Below are 17,151 nucleotides of genomic sequence, written 5' to 3'. Positions count from 1 at the left end.
GCCTCAGCAGTCGACGGCGTCGCGGAAGAGGCCGTTGGCGGCGGTGGTGCGGCTCAGGGCGTCGGCGGCGAGCACGACGGCGGCCGCGGTCCAGGTGGTGCGTTCCTCCGGCCAGCGCTTACCGTCGGTGAACACCAGACCGGTCCAGTAGGACCCGTCGAGATCACGCAGGTGCTGCATCGCGGTGAACAGCGTGGCGGCGGTGGCGGTGTCGCCGTCGGCGTCGAGGGCGAGGACCAGTTCGCAGGTCTCCGCACCGGTCACCCAGGGCGCGTCGGCGACGCAGCGGATGCCGAGGTCGGCGACCACGAATTCGTCCCAGTGCCGCGCGATCCGGGCCCGGGCGGCCGGACCGCGCAGCGCGCCGGCGAGAATCGGGTAGTACCAATCCATCGAGTAGCGGCTCTTGTCCAGGAAGACTTCCGGATGGTCGCGCAGGGCTCGGCCGAGCCTGCGGCGCGCGCGGACCCAGTCCGGGCGGGGATCACCCAGACGCTCGGCGAGGGTCACCGCACAGCCCAGGCTGTGATAGATGCTCGAGCACCCGGTCAGCAGTGCCTCGCCGGAGGTGCCCGATTCGTTTGCCGACCAATGGATCTCGCCGTGGGCGCCCTGCTGCAGACCGAGCACGAAGTCGATGCCCGCTCGGACCGTCGGCCACAGCTCGGCGGCGAAGCCCGCGTCACCGGTGACGGTCAGCGCGTGCAGGACACCGGTGGCGAGATAGGCACAGAAGTTGGCGTCGGCATCGTGGTTCTCGACGACCCCACCGCGCGTCTGCATCGGCCACGACCCGTCCGTGCGCTGGGTCTTGGCCGACCAGATGTAGGCCTCGCGGGCCTGGTCCCACAATCCGGCCACGGTCAGCGCCATCGCGGATTCGACGTGGTCCCACGGATCGGTGTGACCGCCGGTGAACCAGGGGATCGCCCCGTCGGGTTCCTGTGCGGCGGCGATGGTCTCGGCGGTGCGCCGCAGCTCGCGCGCCGAGACGACGCCCGCGACGGCCGGCAGGACCGCCGTCATCGCCGCACCGCCGGCTTCGTGAAATAGAGGGCGACGGACTTGCCGACGAGCGGGTTCAGCAGGCGTTCGGCCGTGCGGGTCAGCGTGGGCGCCGACATCATGTCCCACACCAGCAGGCGGTGATACGCGCGCACCAGCGGATTGTCGTCGTCGCGCACGCCCACCGCGCATTTGAGCCACCAGTAGGGCGAATGCAGCGCGTGCGCGAATTCCCGGTGGACACAGCGCAGTCCGTGCGCGGTGACCTTGTCGCGGAGCTCGTCGGCTCGGTAGATCCGCACGTGGCCGCCCTCGTTGGCGTGATATTCGTCCGAGAGCGCCCAGCAGAGGCGTTCCGGCAGCCAGCGCGGCACCGTGACCGCAAGCGCGCCACCGGGTGTGACGATGCGGGCGAGCTCGGCGATCGCCCGATCGTCGGCCGGGACGTGCTCGAGGATCTCCGAGGCGATGACCACGTCGAATTCGCCGTCGCCGTAGGGCAGGTCGAGCGCGTCACCACGCACGGTCTCGGCCTTGGCGTACTCGGGTGCCTCGCCCGCCGCGGCCATGGCCTCGAACATGGCGTCCACCTGCGCCAGATCCTGCGCGTTCTGGTCGAAGGCCACGACGTCGGCGCCCCGGCGGTAGGCCTGGAACGCGTGCCGTCCCGCTCCGCAGCCGACATCGATCACCCGGGAACCGGGTCCGACGCCCAAGCGGTCGAAGTCGACGGTCAGCATGGATCCTCCTGCGAATGCCCGAAATCGGGGGAGTGGAAGCGGTCGATCGCGCGCTCGTAGACCGCGACGGTCTGCGCGGCGACGGCGGCCCAGCTGAACAGGTCGACGGCACGCCGACGACCCCGCTCGCCCATCCGCCGCCGACGTGCCGGATCGGCGAGCAGCTCGCCCAGGACCCGGGTCAGCGCATCGATGTCGCCGGGCGTGATCAATTCCGCGCAGTCGCCGACCACCTCGGGCAGCGCACCGGCCCGGCTGGCGACCAAGGGCGTGCCGCTGGCCATGGCCTCGACCGCAGGCAGCGAGAACCCCTCGTACATCGAGGGAATGCAGGCGATCTCGGCCGTGGCGAGCACTGCGGCGAGTCGGTCGTCGCTGAGTCCGCTGACCGGGGTGACGATATCGGCGAGACCGAGTTCGGCGATGAGTTTCTCGGTGGGCCCGTTCGGCTCCAGCTTGGCGACCAACCGCAGCTCGACCTCGTGGTGATGGCGCAGCCGCGCCAGCGCGTGCAGCAGGTGCGCGATGCCCTTGAGCGGCTTGTCGGCGCTGGCGACCGCCACGATCCGGCCACGGACTCGGGGCGTCTCGCGCGGCCGGAACAGCGCGGTGTCCACGCCGAGGGGGACCGTGCGCAGCTGTGCCGGGACGACGCCGAAGTCGGCGGCGATATCGGCGGCCGACGATTCCGACACCGTGATCAGGTCCGGAATCCGGCGGGCCACCCGCTGCTGCATGCCGAGGAATCCGTACCAGCGCCGGACGAACGGGCGCCGCCGCCACGGCGCCGCGGCCAGATCCACCGCGCGATCACGGGTGATCGGATGATGGATCGTCGCCACCAGCGGCCGCAGGCGGGCGATGTCGAGCAGTCCGTACCCGAGGCACTGATTGTCGTGCACGACATCGAAGTCCGCTGCGCGGGTCGCCAGCAGCCGGGCGGCGCGCAGGCTGAAGGTGCGCGGTTCCGGGAACCCGGCCGTCCACATGGTGGCGAGTTCGAGCAGGTCGATCCGGTCGCGGATCTCGCGCGGGTGCGGCGTGCGGAAGGGATCGTCGTCACGGTAGAGGTCCAGGCTCGGTACCTCGGTCAGCCGGACCCGGGGGTCGAGGTCTTCCGGATAGGGCTGACCGGAGAACACCTCGACCTGATGCCCCAGCTCGACGAGCCCCTGGCTGAGATATCGGACATAGACCCCCTGGCCGCCGCAGTGGGCCTTGCTCCGGTAGGACAGCAACGCGATCCGCATCAGCGCACCCCGGTCCCGTAGTCGACCTGCCAGTGTTTGATGCCGTTGATCCACCCCGACCGCAGCCGCTGCGGCTCGGCGACCTGGGTCAGTTTCGGCATCACCTCGGCGATCGCCCCGAAGACGAGATCGATCTCGAGCCGGGCCAGATTCGCCCCGACGCAGAAGTGGGCGCCGGTGCCGCCGAAGCCCAGATGCGGGTTGGGGTCGCGCAGGATGTCGAAGGTGAACGGCGAGGCGAAGGCGTCCTCGTCGAAATTGGCCGAGCTGTAGAACAATCCGACCCGGTCACCGGCCCGGATGCGCTGCCCGCCGAGCTCGGTGTCGGCGGTGGCGGTGCGCTGGAACACCGTCACCGGTGTCGCCCACCGGACGATCTCGTCGGGCGCGGTGGCCGGGCGGCGCGCCCGGTAGAGCTCCCACTGATCGGGGTGGTCGACGAAGGCCTTCATACCGTGGGTGATGGCGTTGCGGGTGGTCTCGTTGCCTGCCACCGCGAGCAGGATGACGAAGAATCCGAACTCGTCGGAGCCGAGCGCCTCACCGTCGAGGTCGGCGTGCACGAGCTTGCTCACGATGTCTTCGCGCGGGTCGGCCCGGCGCTGCTCGGCCAGGTCCCAGGCGTAGCCGAGGATGCCCGTCGCGGCGGCGGAGGAGGCGTCGGTGGTGGTGGCGTCACCGTATTCCGGGTCGTCGTAGTTGAGCATCTGATTCGACCAGTCGAACAGCTTGCGGCGGTCCTCCTGGGGCACCCCGACGAGTTCCGCGATGGCCTGCAGCGGTAGTTCACACGCCACCTGCTCGACGAAGTCACCGCCACCGGTCTTCGCGGCCTCGTGCACGATGGCGGCCGCCCGCTCGGCCAGTGCCGCGCGCAACCCCTCGACCGCGCGCGGGGTGAACCCCTTGGCGATGATGCGCCGGATCTTGGTGTGCTTGGGCGGGTCCATGTTCAGCAGCAGCGCGCCGGTCAGCTCGATCTGCTCGGGCGTCACTTCGCCGGGCAGCCGGATGACCGAACCCTTGCGCTGTGACGAGAACAGGTCGGGATTGCGCGAGATCTCCTTGATGTCCTCATGTTTGGTGACGACCCAGTAGCCGCCGTCGCGGAACCCGCCCGACTGCGCGTCGGTCTGCGCGTTCCACCACACGGGCGCGGTCCGGCGTAGTTCGGCGAATTCCTCGACGGGGTTACGGTGTTGCCAGAGAGCTGGATCGGTGAAATCGAATCCGGTGGGTAGCGACGGTGCTGACACGGTTCCTCCTGGATGCCGACAGCGGTGTGGGCCCGGGGCGGTCAGCGATGCCGGCGACGGTAGCGGACGCGACAGGGCTGTTGCAGCTGAACGACCATCTTCGAATGGTCGTTGCGATAGGTCGACGACGGCTGGGCCAGTTCGAACTCCCAGTCCCGCAGCAGGATCGAGAAGATCGCCTTGAGTTGCATGAGCGCGAACGGCGCCCCGACACAGCGGTGCCTGCCCGCGCCGAAGGGGATCCAGGTCCAGCGGTTGACGATGTCGTCCTGGCGCGGATCGAGGTAGCGGCCGGGATCGAAGGCGTCCGGGTCGGGGAAGTCCTCCGGGATCCGGTTGGAGACCGCGGGGGTGGCGGCGACCATGTCGCCCGGCGCGATCCGGTGCCCGCACACCTCGAACTCGCCGCGGGCCACACGCATGAGCACGATCAGCGGCGGGTGCAGGCGCAGGGCCTCCTTGAGCGCGGCCTCCAGCCGCGGGATCCGGCGCAGCGCATGGTGACTGACCTCCGCGCCGTCGGCGAACAGCTCGTCGAGCTCGGTGACCACCGCGCGCAGTGTCTCGGGATGGCGCAGCAGTTCGATGATGGTCCAGGCCGCGGTGCCCGAGGTGGTGTGGTGGCCGGCGAACATCATCGAGATGAAGATGCCGGTGATCTCGGTCGCCGGGAACCTCGGGGCACCGTCCTCGTCGGTGACGGACATGAGAACGTCGAGCATGTCGCGGTCGCCCTTGCCCGCGGGCGGATTCGCCGCGCGCTGATCCATGATCGCCTGCACCAGCTCGACCAGGGCGGCCCTGGCGGCGTCGCGCCGGGCGAAACTCTCGATCGGCGCGTACGGATCGACGTAGGCCAGCGCGTCGGTGCCCTGCTCGAGCTCGTGATAGAGGTGCGCGAAGCGCGCGTCGAGCTGGTCGCGGAACTTCGGTCCGATCAGGCACGCCGAGGAGGTGTAGATGGTGAGCTCGGCGAAGAATTCGAGCAGGTCGATCTCGCCCTCGTCGTCCCAGCTCGCGATCATCCGGTCGACCTCGCGGGCGATGGTGCCGGCGTGACCGCGCATGTGGTCGGCCCGCAGCGCCTGGTTGTGCAGCATCTCCTTGCGCCGCTCCGGTGGCGCGTCGAAGACGACGCCCTCCCCGAAGATCGGCTTCATGAACGGATAGGCCGCGCCCTGATCGAGGTCGTCGTCGGCGGCCCGGAAGAAGAACTCGTTGGCTTCGGCACCGGAGAGCAGCACGACGTTGCGTCCCGCGAGATCGAAGGTCCCGACATCGCCGCATTCGGCGCGGACGCGGCGCATCAGCGCGATCGGATCGGTACGGAATTCGGTGAGGTGTCCGTGGCCGTCGTCGCCTCCGGACACACGGCGCGGTATGGCCGGCGTCATGGGGAATCCTTCCCGGAATACTGTCCAGACATCAGATGGACATGTGTCTGGACAGTACTACGGTTACCGTCGCGCGACAAGGAGGAACTGTCAGTCGCCCGGTGCCGGTTCGGCCAGCATGCGGCGCGCGCAGACCTCGAGCAGGTCGGCGACCTCGGCGTAGGAGAGCAGTCCCATGCCGCCCTGTAACAGCGCGCCGGAATACAGGAGTTCCAGCGCCGCGAGTTGTTCGGGGTCCTTGGTGCCCAGGGCCAGCGCGAGCCGGTGGCGGATCTCCTTGCCGATGCGTAGTCGCAGGTGTCGCACATCGGGATCGTCACCGAGCAGCGCGCTGCTGACCGCGCCGGCGAGCGCGGGCTCGTCGGCCACCAGCATCGAGACCCGGCGCAGCACGGCGACTACCCGCGTCGTCGGGTCGGCGTCCTGGTCGTCCAGGTACGGCAGGGCGATGAGGCGTCGCCAGAACACCTCTGAGATCAGGTGTTCCTTGGAGGAGAAGTAGGTGTACGCGGTCGCGGTGCCGACGCCGGCCGCGGCGGCGACGAGCCGGATGGTGGTCCCCGAGTAGCCCGCCCTGGCCAGCACCTCGACCGCGGCCACGGTCAGGCGGTCCACGGTGTCGGCCTGTTTCTCCGTCAAGCGTCGTCGAGTTGCTTCGATGCCGGTAGGCGCGGGTTCGGACATGTGTCTGGATGCTACTACAGCTGGGTGTATGGACGAATGACGCGCATTCCCTTGCGGCCGTTCCGGAATCCGAACTATATTCCGTACACCTGTCCAGACAAGTATCGGAGACCTGCCATGAACGGCCTCGTCCCTGCCGGCGGCACGCCCCTGCTGATCGGCGGCAAGCTGATCCCGGGTGGCTCCGGCGTCTTCGCGACGATCAATCCGGCGACCGAGGAGGTGCTCGGTCACGCCGCCGACGCTTCGGCCGCCGACATGGACGCCGCGATCGGCGCGGCCCGCGCCGCTTTCGACGAGACCGGGTGGTCCCGCGACCCCGCGTTCCGCGCCCACTGCCTGCGTCAACTGCGCGACGTGCTGGGCGAGCACCTCGAGGAGTTGCGCGAGATCACGATCGCCGAGGTCGGCACCCCGGTCATGCTCACCAGCGGACCGCAGCTGGAAGGCCCGATCGCCGATCTGACCTATGCCGCCGAGCTGGCCGAGAACTACACCTGGGAAACGGATCTGGGCACGCGGGACCTGATGGGGGTCGCCTCCCGGCGGGTGATCCGCCGCGAGGCCGTGGGCGTCGTCGGCGCCATCACGCCGTGGAACTTCCCGCACCAGATCAACCTGGCGAAAATCGGCCCCGCCCTCGCCGCGGGCAATACCGTGGTGCTCAAGCCCGCGCCGGACACACCGTGGTGCGCTGCGGTGCTGGGCCCGCTCGTCGCCGAACACACCGACATTCCCGCCGGCGTGCTCAATATCGTCACCTCCGCCGATCACGGCCTCGGCGCGCAGCTGGTCGACGATCCGCGCGTCGACATGATCACCTTCACCGGCTCTACGCGCACCGGCCGCTCGGTGATGGCGGGCGCCTCGGCGACGCTCAAGCGCACCTTCCTCGAGTTGGGCGGCAAGTCGGCGGCGGTCGTGCTCGACGACGCCGATATCGCCGCGGCCGCGAGCTACACCGCGTTCACCGTCGCCGTGCACGCGGGCCAGGGCTGTGCCCTCACCACCCGGTTGCTGGTGCCGCGCGCGGCCTACGACGCCGCGGTGGCCGCTGCCGCCGCGACACTGTCGGGGCTGGCGGCGGGAGACCCGACGAACGCCGCGACCGTGTGCGGGCCGGTGATTTCCGCGCAGCAGCGGGCGCGGGTGGAGCGCTATCTCGAGCTCGCGAAGGCCGAGGGCGGACAGATCGTGGTGGGTGGTGGCAGGCCCGCCAACCAGGAACGCGGTTTCTTCATCGAGCCGACGCTCATCGCCGGCCTCGGCAATTCCGCGACCGTCGCGCAGGAGGAGATCTTCGGGCCGGTGCTCGTGGTGATCCCGCACGACGGAGACGACGACGCGATCCGACTGGCCAACGACTCGCCCTACGGTCTGTCGGGCTCGGTCTGGGGCACGGACCCGGCGCGGGTGGAGCGGGTGGTCGCGGGCGTGCGGACCGGGACGCTGAGCGTCAACGGCGGGCTCTGGTACCACGCCGACGCACCGTTCGGCGGCTACAAGCAGTCCGGCATCGGCCGGGAGATGGGCGTCGCGGGCTTCGAGGAATACCTCGAGACCAAGCTCGTCGCCACCCCCGCCTGAGCGCACCGACCCCTACACAGGAGCTGAACAACCATGGCACGTTTCACCGGTCGCACCGCGATCGTCACCGGCGCGGCACAGGGCATCGGCGCGGTCTACGCCGCCGCGCTCGCCGCCGAGGGCGCCAATGTCGTCGTCGCCGATCTCAACGCCGAGCGCGGCGCGGAGGTCGCGGCGAAGATCGTCGCCGAGGGCGGCACCGCGGCGTTCCACCGGGTCGATGTGGCCGATCCCGAATCCGCCACGGCGCTGGCGGAATTCACCGTCGCCGAGTTCGGGGCCATCCATCACCTGGTGAACAACGCGGCGATCTACGGCGAGATGAAGCTGGACCTGCTGCTCACCGTCCCGTGGGACTACTACAAGAAGTTCATGGGCGTGAATTTCGACGGCGCGCTCAATGTGACGCGTGCGGTCTGGCAGCCCATGGTCGCGGCGGGCGGCGGTTCCATCGTCAATCAATCCTCCACGGCGGCCTGGCTGTACTCCGGGTTCTACGGGCTGGCCAAGGTCGGCATCAACGGACTCACCCAGCAGCTGGCGACCGAGCTCGGCGGCTCGAAGATCCGGGTCAACGCCATCGCGCCCGGCCCGATCGACACCGAGGCCACGCAGACCGTGACGCCGGGGAATCTGGTGAAGGACATGGTGTCCCGGATCCCGATCAGGCGGATGGGCACACCGCAGGACCTGGCCGGCGCCTGCCTGTATCTGCTGTCCGACGACGCGAGCTGGGTCACCGGGCAGATCCTGAACGTCGATGGCGGGCAGATCATCCGATGACGACTGCATCGGATGAGCTGCCGGTCGGATTCGTCGGGCTGGGCAATATGGGCACGCCGATGGCCCGGCGCCTGCTGGACTGGCCGGGCGGGCTCACCGTCTGTGACGTCCGCGCCGAGGCCACCGTGCCGTTCGTCGAGGCGGGGGCCCGGGCGGCCGCCGATCCGGCGGCGCTGGCGGCGCAGGCGCGGGTCATCTGCGTGACCGTCGTCGACGACGCGCAGGTGACGGAGGTGCTCACCGGTCCGGCGGGCATCCTGCGCACCGCGGTTCCCGGCACCGTCGTCGCGGTGCATTCGACCATCGGTGATCGGACCGCGGACGAACTCGCCACGCGCTGCGCGCAGCACGGGGTCGAGTTCGTCGACGCGCCGGTCAGCGGTGGCGCGCCGGGGGCCACCCACGGCAGCCTGGCCGTGATGATCGGCGGCAGCGCGGCCGCCGTGGATCGGATCAGGGCGCCGTTCGGCTGTTTCGCCGACCTGATCGTGCACGCCGGGGACGTCGGCGCGGGCACCCGAATGAAGTTGGCGCGCAACCTGTTGCACTTCATCTCGTTCACCGCCGCGACCGAAGCCCAGCGCCTGGCCGACGCCGCCGGGCTCAGTCTCACCGCGCTCGGCAAGGTGGTGCGCCACTCCGACGCGGTGACCGGGGGGCCGGGCGCGATCATGCTGCGCGACACCACCGCCCCGCTGGACCCCGACGACTTCTGGTTCCCGATCCTGGGCCATGTGCGCGATCTCGGTGAAAAGGATCTCGCGCTGGCCCTGGAGCTCGGCGACCGGCTCGGCGTCGATCTGCCGCTCGCGCACCTGGCCATCGCCCGGCTGGCCGACGGGCTCGGCGTCGCCGGGGCCGTTCTCGACAAGGAGACATCATGAGCACCACCGACGACGACCTCAGGCAGCGTGGCCTGGCCAAGATGAGCGAGGTCTACGGCTGGGACTTCACCGACGGCCCCGGTGACTACTTCGCGGTCACCGCGGATCACCTGTTCGGCGAGATCTGGTCGCGCCCCGCGCTGACCGTGCGGGAACGGCGGCTGCTGCTGCTCGGCGCGCTCACCGCGCAGGGCCATCTCGACATCGCCGAGATCCAGATCGGGGCGGCGCTGCGCAACGGTGAGCTGACCGAGGAACAGCTGCGCGAGATCGCGCTGTTCCTCTGCCATTACGTGGGCTGGCCCGCCGGGACCAAACTCGACGGCGCCGTCGGCAAGGTGGTCGCGCAGGAACGTCGCAAGACGTAGCCGGGAGCCGACACCCGGGCGTGGTCGGCGGACGGGCCGCGCCCGCGGAGTAGCATCCAGACGCATGTCCGAAAGCAATTCCATCAGCCTCGAGGCGACCCGGCGGCGGTTGACCGACAAGCAGGCCGACACGGTCGACCGGCTCACCAAGGCGGCACTGCGGGTGCTGGCCCGAGATGGCTTTTCCGGCATGACGATCCGGCTGGTCGCGGCGGAGGCGGGCGTCGGCACGGCCACCGCGTACACCTATTTCTCGTCCAAGGAACACCTGGTGGCCGAGATCTTCTGGCGGCGGCTGCTCGCCTCGCCCTCACCCGCCAGCGACGACCCCGACCCGTCGGTCCGCGTGCTCGCCGAACTGCGCACCATCGCTCTGCTGGTGGCCGACGAGCAGGAACTGTCCGGCGCGGTCACCAGCGCGCTGCTGGGCGGCGACCCGGATGTCGAGCATCTGCGCACCCGCATCGGCATCGAGATCCGCGGCCGGATCTCGCGCGCACTCGGCCCCGACGCCGACGAGGAGGTCGTCGAGTGGCTCGAACTGATCTACGCGGGCGCTCTGGTCCGCGCCGGGATGGGCTACGAGTCCTACGAGAAGATCGCCGACCGTATCGAACGCGCCGCCCTGCGCATCCTGCGGGTTCCGTAGCCGCCGATCCGATCCGCTTGTAGGTATCCATGACAATTCCCCGAGTTTCTACGGAGAAAGTCAAGAACCTTCATGAAGTGCCGTCGCCGCGATCTGACTGTGATCTGATCGAGATGTCCCCGAGATGGGGGCATGTCGAAAGAACGCAATCGAGGTTGACTGTATGAATTCCAGAACTGCCCGTCCGCTCGCCGTCGCCGTGCTGGCGCTGTCCGCCTGTGCCCTGGGCGCGGGAACCGCCACGGCGGCCGCCCCGGCCCCGGTCATGGGGTCGGTCGAGGTGTGCCTGCCCCTGCCGCTCGGTCCGCTCGAGGTGAGCTTCTGTTTGTAGTCCGCTAGCCGGAGTGCCGCCGATGGTGGTGGAACCGTCCGCGAGGAACGGGATTGCGCGGTTCCGTCGGGAGCCGCCACCATCGGACGGTGGGACGCGCTCGCCGGATTTTGGGGGAACCCCTGAACATTTCGGCATTCCCTTACCGCCGATCACAAGCGAAGCCGGAGCGGTGGTTTGTACTTCACGGTAAGTTGGGAGCTTGCCCAGTTGCCTGGGTGGGAAGGATTTGTTATGGCTGGCTCAGCATCCCGCACGCCGTTCTTGACCGCCGCGGGACGACCGGTATCGACCCCGTTGAAAGATGTGCGGGCGATATCCCGCCAGATGGTGGGCCATTTCATCGAGAACGTCATCCCGTGCGCGACCCTGCCCACCGAAGTCCTCGACGGCGATGTCACCACCGTGACGCGGGTGTGCCTGGAACTGACCGGTGGTGTCCTCGACGGCCGCGATCTCCCCGGACGCCTGGAGCGGATTCAGGCCGCGGCCGCGGGCTGGGCGCGGGAGGGTATTCCGATCGACACGATCCACAACGCGGTACACGAGGGTTTCAAGCTCGGGTTCGACCTGGTGATCGCGAATGTGACCAACCACGACCACGCCACGGTCGTCGGCGTGGCCCGGCGACTGACCGACGTGCAGAACACCATCACCTCGGCGGTGTCGGCGGCTTATGTGCGGGAATTGCGTTCCGTGGTCAGTGAGCACCACACTGCCGTGCACACCTTGACCTCGGCGCTGCTCGGCGGGCAGAGCACCTCCACGATGGCCAGGGAATGCGGCATCGAGATCGCCGACCGCTATCACGTCATCGCCCTGGCGCTGCCGCCGCACGCCGAGGAATTCGATCCCGCGCTGGACGCGAATGTGGTCGCCCGCCGCAAGCTGCGACGAGTACAGGCCGAGCTGGCCAACCGCTGCGTCGGCAAAGTGCTGTCACTGCTCAGCGTCGACGGCGGGACCCTCCTGCTGCCCACCGTGGAATTCTCCGAACCGGACCTCGACGACCTGGTCGCCGGATTGTCCGCCGCGGCCCAGGTGCCCGTACGCGCGGTGACGACAGCCGCGACGCCGGCCGACATCCCGCGCGCCGCCGAACAGGTGCACGAACTCGTCGAGATAGTGCACCGACTGGGTGGGCCCAGCAAGGTGTACCGCCCGCACGAATTGGCCTTCGAATATCAGCTGACCAGGGAAGGCGCGGCGCGCGACTATTTGAGCTCGGTCGTCGATTCCCTCGAAGCGCACCCGGAATTGCTGCGCACGCTCGAGGTCTACATCGCGTCGAATCTGCGCAGGACGAATACCGCGCGCGAATTGTTCGTCCACACCAATACCGTCGACTACCGCCTCAAGCGCATCAGCCAGCTGACCGGCTTCGACCTCAACGACGTCACGGGACTGTGTTATCTGCGCGCGGCACTGCTGATCCGTGCCCACCGCGGCCTGAACAGGCCCGACGACGGCCACCCCGACGACGAAACCCGCTCCCGCGCGGGCTGATTCGTCGGGGCGGGCTCGCTCCTACGCGGCGTGGGTGAGTCGGCTGGCGGAGGCCCCGATGGCCGGGCGGTCCCCGACCAGGGTGCGCATGAATCGGTCCTGTTCTCGGGCGCCGCGAGTGGCCGCACGGTCGAGGCCGCCGGGGAGTACGCGGGTGGCCGAGCGGACGAGGTTCGGGGGGATCCGGATCGCCGGGTACCAGGGGATGATCACTGTCGGGAGACCGAGCGCGCGCATCGTGTGGCGACCGAGGAAGGTGCCGGTGACCGACAGGTGCTGGGCGTAGGCCAGGCGTCGGCGGACGGTGGGGAGCCGGTCGTAGTTCCACGACAGCGGATCTCGGGACATCGGTATCGCGAGCCGGCGGGTCGACTCGTCCGGGTCGGCCAAGGCCGACAGGGTGTGCACCAGCACGCGCACGCCGTCGCGGAACGAATGCGGCAGCCACTGCTCCTCGACGCCGAGCAGGCTGCCGACGTAGCGCACGAGATGTGCGACGGCGTCGGCTTCGGACGGGGTGAGCAGCACGCCCATCCCCATCGCCCCGATCGCCGGCGCGATGAAGGCGCCGACCAGCGTGGCGGCCATGTCGGTCTGGTTGATCGGCAGGCCCCAATCCTCGGTTTGCCAGTCCGGCATCGCGGTGACGTGGCGACGCACGAACGCGTGGATGAGCCGCACCCGGATCGTGGACCGATAGCCGAGCCCCAGCGGGGACAACCCGTCCTCGGACAGCACGTCCATGGCCCACTGCATCGTCTCGGCCCAGCGCTGATTGGACCCCTTCTCCAGGGCGCCCGTACGCAGCAGGGTCTTGTTGAAACCGGAGAACTGGTAGCCGCCAAGCATGGCGACATCGCGTGCGATGTACATGCCGTCGGAGCCGCTGCTGAGCAGCACCTTGGCCCCGCGTACCAGCTTGTCGTGATCGACCCACGTGGGCACCGTCTCGACCCGGGCGAAGAACTCGCGCAAGGGTTCCGGGGCATCCGGCACCGCGGCGATGCCGTGGGTGAGCGCCCGGTCGAACAGCGGGCGCAACTGCTTGCTGCCCGCGGTGACCATCCACTCGACCAGCCGATCCATCGGTTCGTCCCCGACGAGCAGTCCCTCGCCGAGGCGCCGCCACTGGTCCGCGTCGGGACTCCGGACACCCAGTGACGCCGCGAAACCGCCGACGATCGCCGGGGTGCGGTGGGGTCGGTCCGGGTGTCGGGTGGGAACGGTACGCATCGGCACTCCTCGTTGAGCGTCGGAAACTGGATAACAACTGATATCCAAAGTAGGTCGCCTGCTAAAGTGCTGTCAATGGCGCGTGCGGAGGTGGTCCGGCCCTATCGGGGGATGAGCGCGGCGAACCGACGAGACGAGCGCCGCGACAAGCTGCTGGCCGCGGGTCGGCAGGTGTGGGGCGAAGTCGGCCTGACCGAGGTCACCGTGCGCCGCGTGTGTGCCGCGTCGGGGTTGACGCCGCGCTACTTCTACGAGCAGTTCGCCACCAGGGACGCGCTGGTACTCGCCGTCGCCGAGCAGGTGCACGAGGAGCTGGCCGCCACGCTGGTCGAGGCCAGTCAGGCCGAGCCGGGTGGCCTGAAACGCAAGCTGGCGCGCGCGTTGACGGCCTATCTCGACGCCATCGCCGCCGACCCGCACCTGCACCGCATCCTCACCAGTGACACCCACGGCACCGCCGGCCTCGAGGAACTGCGTGCGCGCTCGGTCGGCATCGTCACCGATCTCGTGGTGCAGTACAGCGCGGAGTTCCTCGACACCCCCGCGACGCCGGAGAGCCGGCGCCGGGAAGCGCTGTTCGTCGTCGGCGGGATCAATCAGCTCATCGATGCCTGGCTGCGCGACCCGCGTCAGTCGAGTGCCGAATTGGCCTCGCTCTGTACCGAACTCGCCCTCGCCGTGGCGACGCGAGCGGGCTGACCGGCGTTCGCCGGTCCGTGGATTGCGGCACGCAGGGCCGCGTGGTGAACAGCCTCGCGCTCAGCGGACGCGCTGGCGCCGGTAGGCCGAGGGTGTGGTGCCGGTCCAGCGCTTGAACGCGTGGATGAACGGCGTCGCCTCGGCGTAGCCCAAGCGCACGGCGATGTCGTCGATCGACAGCGGGGTGCCGGTGAGCATCTCCTCGGCCAGCGCGCAGCGGACCTCGTCGACCAGCGCTCGATAGCCGGTGCCCGCTGCGGTGAGGCGCCGTCGGAGCGTGCGGGGGCTCGTGCCCAACTCGCGCGCGACGACCTCGATGGTCGGCGGGGACGGGATGAGCGCGGTATCCCCGCCGGGCAGAATCAGTGCGCGCACCTCTGCGGTGATGCCGGTGCGCGCGGTGCGTTGTTGCAGGAGCTCGGCGCACTGCGCCACGCACAGGCTCCAGGTCTGGGCATTCGCCTGGGGGAGTGCCTGGGCCAGGACCGTGGGGTCGAGGGTGAAGACCGTGTGCGCGCGGCCGAATTCCGGTGCGACGCCCAGGATCTCGTGCAGGAGGTCGGCACCGTCGCCCGCCTCGAAGTCGAACTCGATCCGCGCGACGGTGAGTTCGTGGCCGAGCAGATCACCCAGCACCCGATGCATCGCGACCACGTCGCGTTCGACGAGGAACCGCGCCACGTCGGCGGGAACGAGGTCGTGGTGGATCCAGGCCAGCACGCCGTCGTCGCCGGATTCGACGACGGGGGTACAGAATCCGTAGCCCAGCTGATAGTAGCGGAGGGCCAGCGAGATCGCTTCGCGCAGTGTCGGACTGGTGACGCAGGCGAAGCCGAAGATGCCGAAGGTGGAGAGCCGGTAGCGGCGGCCGACCTGCGCGCCCAGCGCGGGCACGTCGGCGAGTTCGCGCACGAGATTGCGCACGACGACGAGTTCGGTCACTGCAGGCACCTGCAGCTCGGGAGAGGTCAGGCCCGCCGGGGCGAGGCCGGTGCCCGCCAGGACACGATCGGCGTCGACACCGTGCTCGGCGGCGAAGTCGGCCATCACCGCGATGCTGGCGATGCCGCGCGGAAAGTCCCAGGTCCGGATGTCCGGCTCTTCGACGGTGCGCATCCGGCCATTATGGCCGAAAGTGTTGATTCTCTGGCCGTCGTTGTTTGTGCTCGGTGTTCACGCGGGTCGTAGCGTTGACGGTGGCATCAGCGACAGAGGAGTCCTGGCATGAGCGCGCGCACCACCCCCTCGATCGTCATCATCGGGACCGGCTTCGGCGGCCTCGGCATGGCCATGGAGCTGCAGAAGGCCGGGTTCGACGACGTGACCCTGCTGGAACGGGCGGCCGACGTCGGTGGGGTGTGGCGGGAGAACACCTACCCGGGCGCCGGGTGCGACATCCCGTCGCCGCTGTACTCCTACTCCTACGAACCCAGGACCGACTGGCCCAAGCGGTTCTCCGAGCAGCCCGACATCCAGGCGTATCTGCGCGGGGTGGCCGAGAAGCGGGGGCTGATGGCGAAGATCCGGTTCGGCGCCGAGGTCACCGCCGCGGAGTTCGACGATGTCAGGGGCACCTGGACGGTCAGCACCGCCGACGGCGCGACGATCAGCGCCGATGTCCTCGTTCCCGCGGTGGGTCAGCTGTCCCGCCCGGCCTGGCCGACGATCCCGGGGATCGACGACTTCCAGGGCGAGTCGTTCCACTCGGCCGAGTGGAATCACGACGTCGAGCTGGCAGGCAAGCGGGTCGCGGTGATCGGGACCGGTGCCAGCGCCATCCAATTCGTGCCCGCCATCCAGCCGAAGGTGCGGCAGCTGACGCTGTTCCAGCGGTCGGCCGCGTGGGTGCTGCCCAAGCCCGATGTCGAGTACCGGCCCTGGCATCACACCGTGTTCGCGCGCGTGCCCCCGGTCCGGCTGGCGGAGCGATTCGCGTTCTGGGCACTGTGCGAGTTCCTGTCGCTGGGCATCGTCGATGTCCCCGCGATCCGGCCGCTGGTGACCGGCATCGCCACCCGGCACCTGGAGAAGCAGGTGCCGGACCCGACGTTGCGGGCCGCGCTGCTGCCCGACTATCCGGCCGGATGCAAGCGGGGGCTGTTCTCCAACAACTACTTTCCGGCGCTCACCCAGCCGAACGCGCACGTCGAGACGAGCGCCATCAGCGAGATCGTGCCCGAGGGCATCCGCACGGCCGACGGCGTCGTCCACGGCGCGGACGTGATCATCTACGGCACCGGGTTCAAGGGCACCGAATTCCTGTGGCCGATGCGGATCGTCGGCCGGGGTGGCCGCGAACTCGAGGACGCGTGGGACGGTGGCGCGCGCGCCTACCAGGGCATGTCCGTGCCCGGGTTCCCGAACATGTTCCTCGTCTACGGCCCGAACACCAATCTCGGCGTGGGGTCGATCGTGTACATGATCGAATCCCAGGCCCGCTACATCCGGCAGGCCGTCCAGCAGATCGCCCGCCATCCCGGGCGGGTGCTCGACGTGCGGCCCGACGTGGCCGAGGAATACGACGTCCGGGTGCAGCGACGGCTGGAACGGACACCGTGGACCCGCTGTTCGAGCTGGTACCGCACCGCGGACGGGCGCGTCACCAACAACTGGCCGGGCACCGTGACCAGCTACCGCCGCCGCACCCGCACCTTCGCGCTGTCGGACTACCGGGTGGTCCCCACTGCGGGTGAGCGCCCCAGGCAGTGACGAACAGCCGATCGGCGAGTACCCGATCGACACCCCCGGAGCAGGTGCGGGGAACGCCTCGGTGAGGCGCGCG

17 protein-coding genes are annotated in these 17,151 nt (G+C 69.4%); 9 read left to right on the top strand and 8 right to left on the bottom strand.

Going from position 1 to position 17,151, the window contains the following annotated elements:
- Positions 1-3: 3 nt before the first annotated feature.
- The 6 genes from ACIO52_RS20215 to ACIO52_RS20190 all read right to left on the bottom strand — a co-directional run bounded on the left by ACIO52_RS20215 (position 4) and on the right by ACIO52_RS20190 (position 6,329).
- Positions 4-1,026 (bottom strand): prenyltransferase, encoded by a 1,023-nt coding sequence (locus tag ACIO52_RS20215; RefSeq protein ID WP_402645779.1) that lies wholly within the window; start codon positions 1,024-1,026, stop codon positions 4-6.
- On the bottom strand, positions 1,023-1,745 hold the full coding sequence (locus ACIO52_RS20210; protein ID WP_218720493.1) for a class I SAM-dependent methyltransferase: 723 nt from the start codon (positions 1,743-1,745) through the stop codon (positions 1,023-1,025). Before ACIO52_RS20210 ends, ACIO52_RS20215 begins: the two co-directional genes overlap by 4 nt.
- The gene (locus ACIO52_RS20205) at positions 1,739-2,995 is read right to left on the bottom strand and encodes a glycosyltransferase family 4 protein (protein WP_218720492.1); all 1,257 of its coding nucleotides are present in this window, start codon (positions 2,993-2,995) and stop codon (positions 1,739-1,741) included. The genes ACIO52_RS20210 and ACIO52_RS20205 overlap by 7 nt, the downstream gene beginning before the upstream one ends.
- Entirely contained in the window at positions 2,995-4,251 is a 1,257-nt protein-coding gene (locus tag ACIO52_RS20200; RefSeq protein ID WP_402645775.1) for a cytochrome P450, read from the bottom strand. Before ACIO52_RS20200 ends, ACIO52_RS20205 begins: the two co-directional genes overlap by 1 nt.
- 41 nt (positions 4,252-4,292) lie before the next feature.
- Positions 4,293-5,645 (bottom strand): cytochrome P450, encoded by a 1,353-nt coding sequence (locus tag ACIO52_RS20195; protein ID WP_316574929.1) that lies wholly within the window; start codon positions 5,643-5,645, stop codon positions 4,293-4,295.
- Between the two features lie 90 nt (positions 5,646-5,735).
- Positions 5,736-6,329, bottom strand: coding sequence for a TetR/AcrR family transcriptional regulator (locus ACIO52_RS20190; RefSeq protein WP_218720489.1), 594 nt, complete (start codon positions 6,327-6,329; stop codon positions 5,736-5,738).
- Between the two features lie 117 nt (positions 6,330-6,446).
- Between ACIO52_RS20190 and ACIO52_RS20185 the strand changes: the two genes are divergently transcribed.
- The 7 genes from ACIO52_RS20185 to ACIO52_RS20155 all read left to right on the top strand — a co-directional run bounded on the left by ACIO52_RS20185 (position 6,447) and on the right by ACIO52_RS20155 (position 12,437).
- Positions 6,447-7,916 carry an aldehyde dehydrogenase gene (locus ACIO52_RS20185; protein WP_402645772.1) on the top strand — a complete coding sequence of 490 codons (1,470 nt, stop codon included), beginning with the start codon at positions 6,447-6,449 and terminating at the stop codon, positions 7,914-7,916.
- Positions 7,917-7,949: 33 nt separating this feature from the next.
- Complete coding sequence (locus tag ACIO52_RS20180; RefSeq protein WP_402645770.1) at positions 7,950-8,699, top strand: SDR family oxidoreductase; 750 nt, start codon at positions 7,950-7,952, stop codon at positions 8,697-8,699.
- Positions 8,696-9,583, top strand: coding sequence for an NAD(P)-dependent oxidoreductase (locus ACIO52_RS20175; RefSeq protein WP_402645767.1), 888 nt, complete (start codon positions 8,696-8,698; stop codon positions 9,581-9,583). The genes ACIO52_RS20180 and ACIO52_RS20175 overlap by 4 nt, the downstream gene beginning before the upstream one ends.
- Complete coding sequence (locus tag ACIO52_RS20170; protein WP_218720485.1) at positions 9,580-9,951, top strand: carboxymuconolactone decarboxylase family protein; 372 nt, start codon at positions 9,580-9,582, stop codon at positions 9,949-9,951. Before ACIO52_RS20175 ends, ACIO52_RS20170 begins: the two co-directional genes overlap by 4 nt.
- Before the next feature lie 64 nt (positions 9,952-10,015).
- The gene (locus ACIO52_RS20165; RefSeq protein ID WP_218720484.1) at positions 10,016-10,600 is read left to right on the top strand and encodes a TetR/AcrR family transcriptional regulator; all 585 of its coding nucleotides are present in this window, start codon (positions 10,016-10,018) and stop codon (positions 10,598-10,600) included.
- A gap of 163 nt (positions 10,601-10,763) precedes the next feature.
- Entirely contained in the window at positions 10,764-10,931 is a 168-nt protein-coding gene (locus tag ACIO52_RS20160) for a hypothetical protein (RefSeq protein WP_218720483.1), read from the top strand.
- Between the two features lie 234 nt (positions 10,932-11,165).
- Positions 11,166-12,437 (top strand): helix-turn-helix domain-containing protein, encoded by a 1,272-nt coding sequence (locus ACIO52_RS20155; protein ID WP_316574926.1) that lies wholly within the window; start codon positions 11,166-11,168, stop codon positions 12,435-12,437.
- Between the two features lie 21 nt (positions 12,438-12,458).
- On the opposite strand, the gene ACIO52_RS20150 is transcribed toward ACIO52_RS20155, so the two are convergent.
- Positions 12,459-13,670, bottom strand: a complete 1,212-nt coding sequence (locus ACIO52_RS20150) for an oxygenase MpaB family protein (protein ID WP_402645762.1) — start codon at positions 13,668-13,670, stop codon at positions 12,459-12,461.
- 75 nt (positions 13,671-13,745) lie between these two features.
- On the opposite strand from ACIO52_RS20150, the gene ACIO52_RS20145 reads away from it, so the two are divergent.
- Positions 13,746-14,369 (top strand): TetR family transcriptional regulator, encoded by a 624-nt coding sequence (locus ACIO52_RS20145; RefSeq protein WP_342800337.1) that lies wholly within the window; start codon positions 13,746-13,748, stop codon positions 14,367-14,369.
- Positions 14,370-14,429: 60 nt separating this feature from the next.
- Here ACIO52_RS20145 and ACIO52_RS20140 read toward each other — a convergent pair whose 3' ends face one another.
- Positions 14,430-15,485 carry an AraC family transcriptional regulator gene (locus ACIO52_RS20140; protein ID WP_342800336.1) on the bottom strand — a complete coding sequence of 352 codons (1,056 nt, stop codon included), beginning with the start codon at positions 15,483-15,485 and terminating at the stop codon, positions 14,430-14,432.
- A 108-nt stretch (positions 15,486-15,593) separates the two neighbouring features.
- On the opposite strand from ACIO52_RS20140, the gene ACIO52_RS20135 reads away from it, so the two are divergent.
- The gene (locus tag ACIO52_RS20135) at positions 15,594-17,078 is read left to right on the top strand and encodes a flavin-containing monooxygenase (protein WP_402645758.1); all 1,485 of its coding nucleotides are present in this window, start codon (positions 15,594-15,596) and stop codon (positions 17,076-17,078) included.
- Positions 17,079-17,151 lie beyond the last annotated feature (73 nt).

Origin of the sequence: Nocardia sp. NPDC087230 (assembly GCF_044744725.1) — a bacterium.
Lineage (GTDB): Bacteria > Actinomycetota > Actinomycetes > Mycobacteriales > Mycobacteriaceae > Nocardia > Nocardia canadensis.
This window is presented reverse-complemented; position numbering and strand designations above follow the sequence as displayed.

Coding starts and splice junctions, on each gene's coding strand:
- ACIO52_RS20215 (WP_402645779.1), bottom strand. CDS start 1,026: ATGACGGCGGTCCTGCCGGCCGTCGCGGGCGTCGTCTCGGCGCGCGAG.
- ACIO52_RS20210 (WP_218720493.1), bottom strand. CDS start 1,745: ATGCTGACCGTCGACTTCGACCGCTTGGGCGTCGGACCCGGTTCCCGG.
- ACIO52_RS20205 (WP_218720492.1), bottom strand. CDS start 2,995: ATGCGGATCGCGTTGCTGTCCTACCGGAGCAAGGCCCACTGCGGCGGC.
- ACIO52_RS20195 (WP_316574929.1), bottom strand. CDS start 5,645: ATGACGCCGGCCATACCGCGCCGTGTGTCCGGAGGCGACGACGGCCAC.
- ACIO52_RS20190 (WP_218720489.1), bottom strand. CDS start 6,329: ATGTCCGAACCCGCGCCTACCGGCATCGAAGCAACTCGACGACGCTTG.
- ACIO52_RS20185 (WP_402645772.1), top strand. CDS start 6,447: ATGAACGGCCTCGTCCCTGCCGGCGGCACGCCCCTGCTGATCGGCGGC.
- ACIO52_RS20180 (WP_402645770.1), top strand. CDS start 7,950: ATGGCACGTTTCACCGGTCGCACCGCGATCGTCACCGGCGCGGCACAG.
- ACIO52_RS20175 (WP_402645767.1), top strand. CDS start 8,696: ATGACGACTGCATCGGATGAGCTGCCGGTCGGATTCGTCGGGCTGGGC.
- ACIO52_RS20170 (WP_218720485.1), top strand. CDS start 9,580: ATGAGCACCACCGACGACGACCTCAGGCAGCGTGGCCTGGCCAAGATG.
- ACIO52_RS20165 (WP_218720484.1), top strand. CDS start 10,016: ATGTCCGAAAGCAATTCCATCAGCCTCGAGGCGACCCGGCGGCGGTTG.
- ACIO52_RS20160 (WP_218720483.1), top strand. CDS start 10,764: ATGAATTCCAGAACTGCCCGTCCGCTCGCCGTCGCCGTGCTGGCGCTG.
- ACIO52_RS20155 (WP_316574926.1), top strand. CDS start 11,166: ATGGCTGGCTCAGCATCCCGCACGCCGTTCTTGACCGCCGCGGGACGA.
- ACIO52_RS20150 (WP_402645762.1), bottom strand. CDS start 13,670: ATGCGTACCGTTCCCACCCGACACCCGGACCGACCCCACCGCACCCCG.
- ACIO52_RS20145 (WP_342800337.1), top strand. CDS start 13,746: ATGGCGCGTGCGGAGGTGGTCCGGCCCTATCGGGGGATGAGCGCGGCG.
- ACIO52_RS20140 (WP_342800336.1), bottom strand. CDS start 15,485: ATGCGCACCGTCGAAGAGCCGGACATCCGGACCTGGGACTTTCCGCGC.
- ACIO52_RS20135 (WP_402645758.1), top strand. CDS start 15,594: ATGAGCGCGCGCACCACCCCCTCGATCGTCATCATCGGGACCGGCTTC.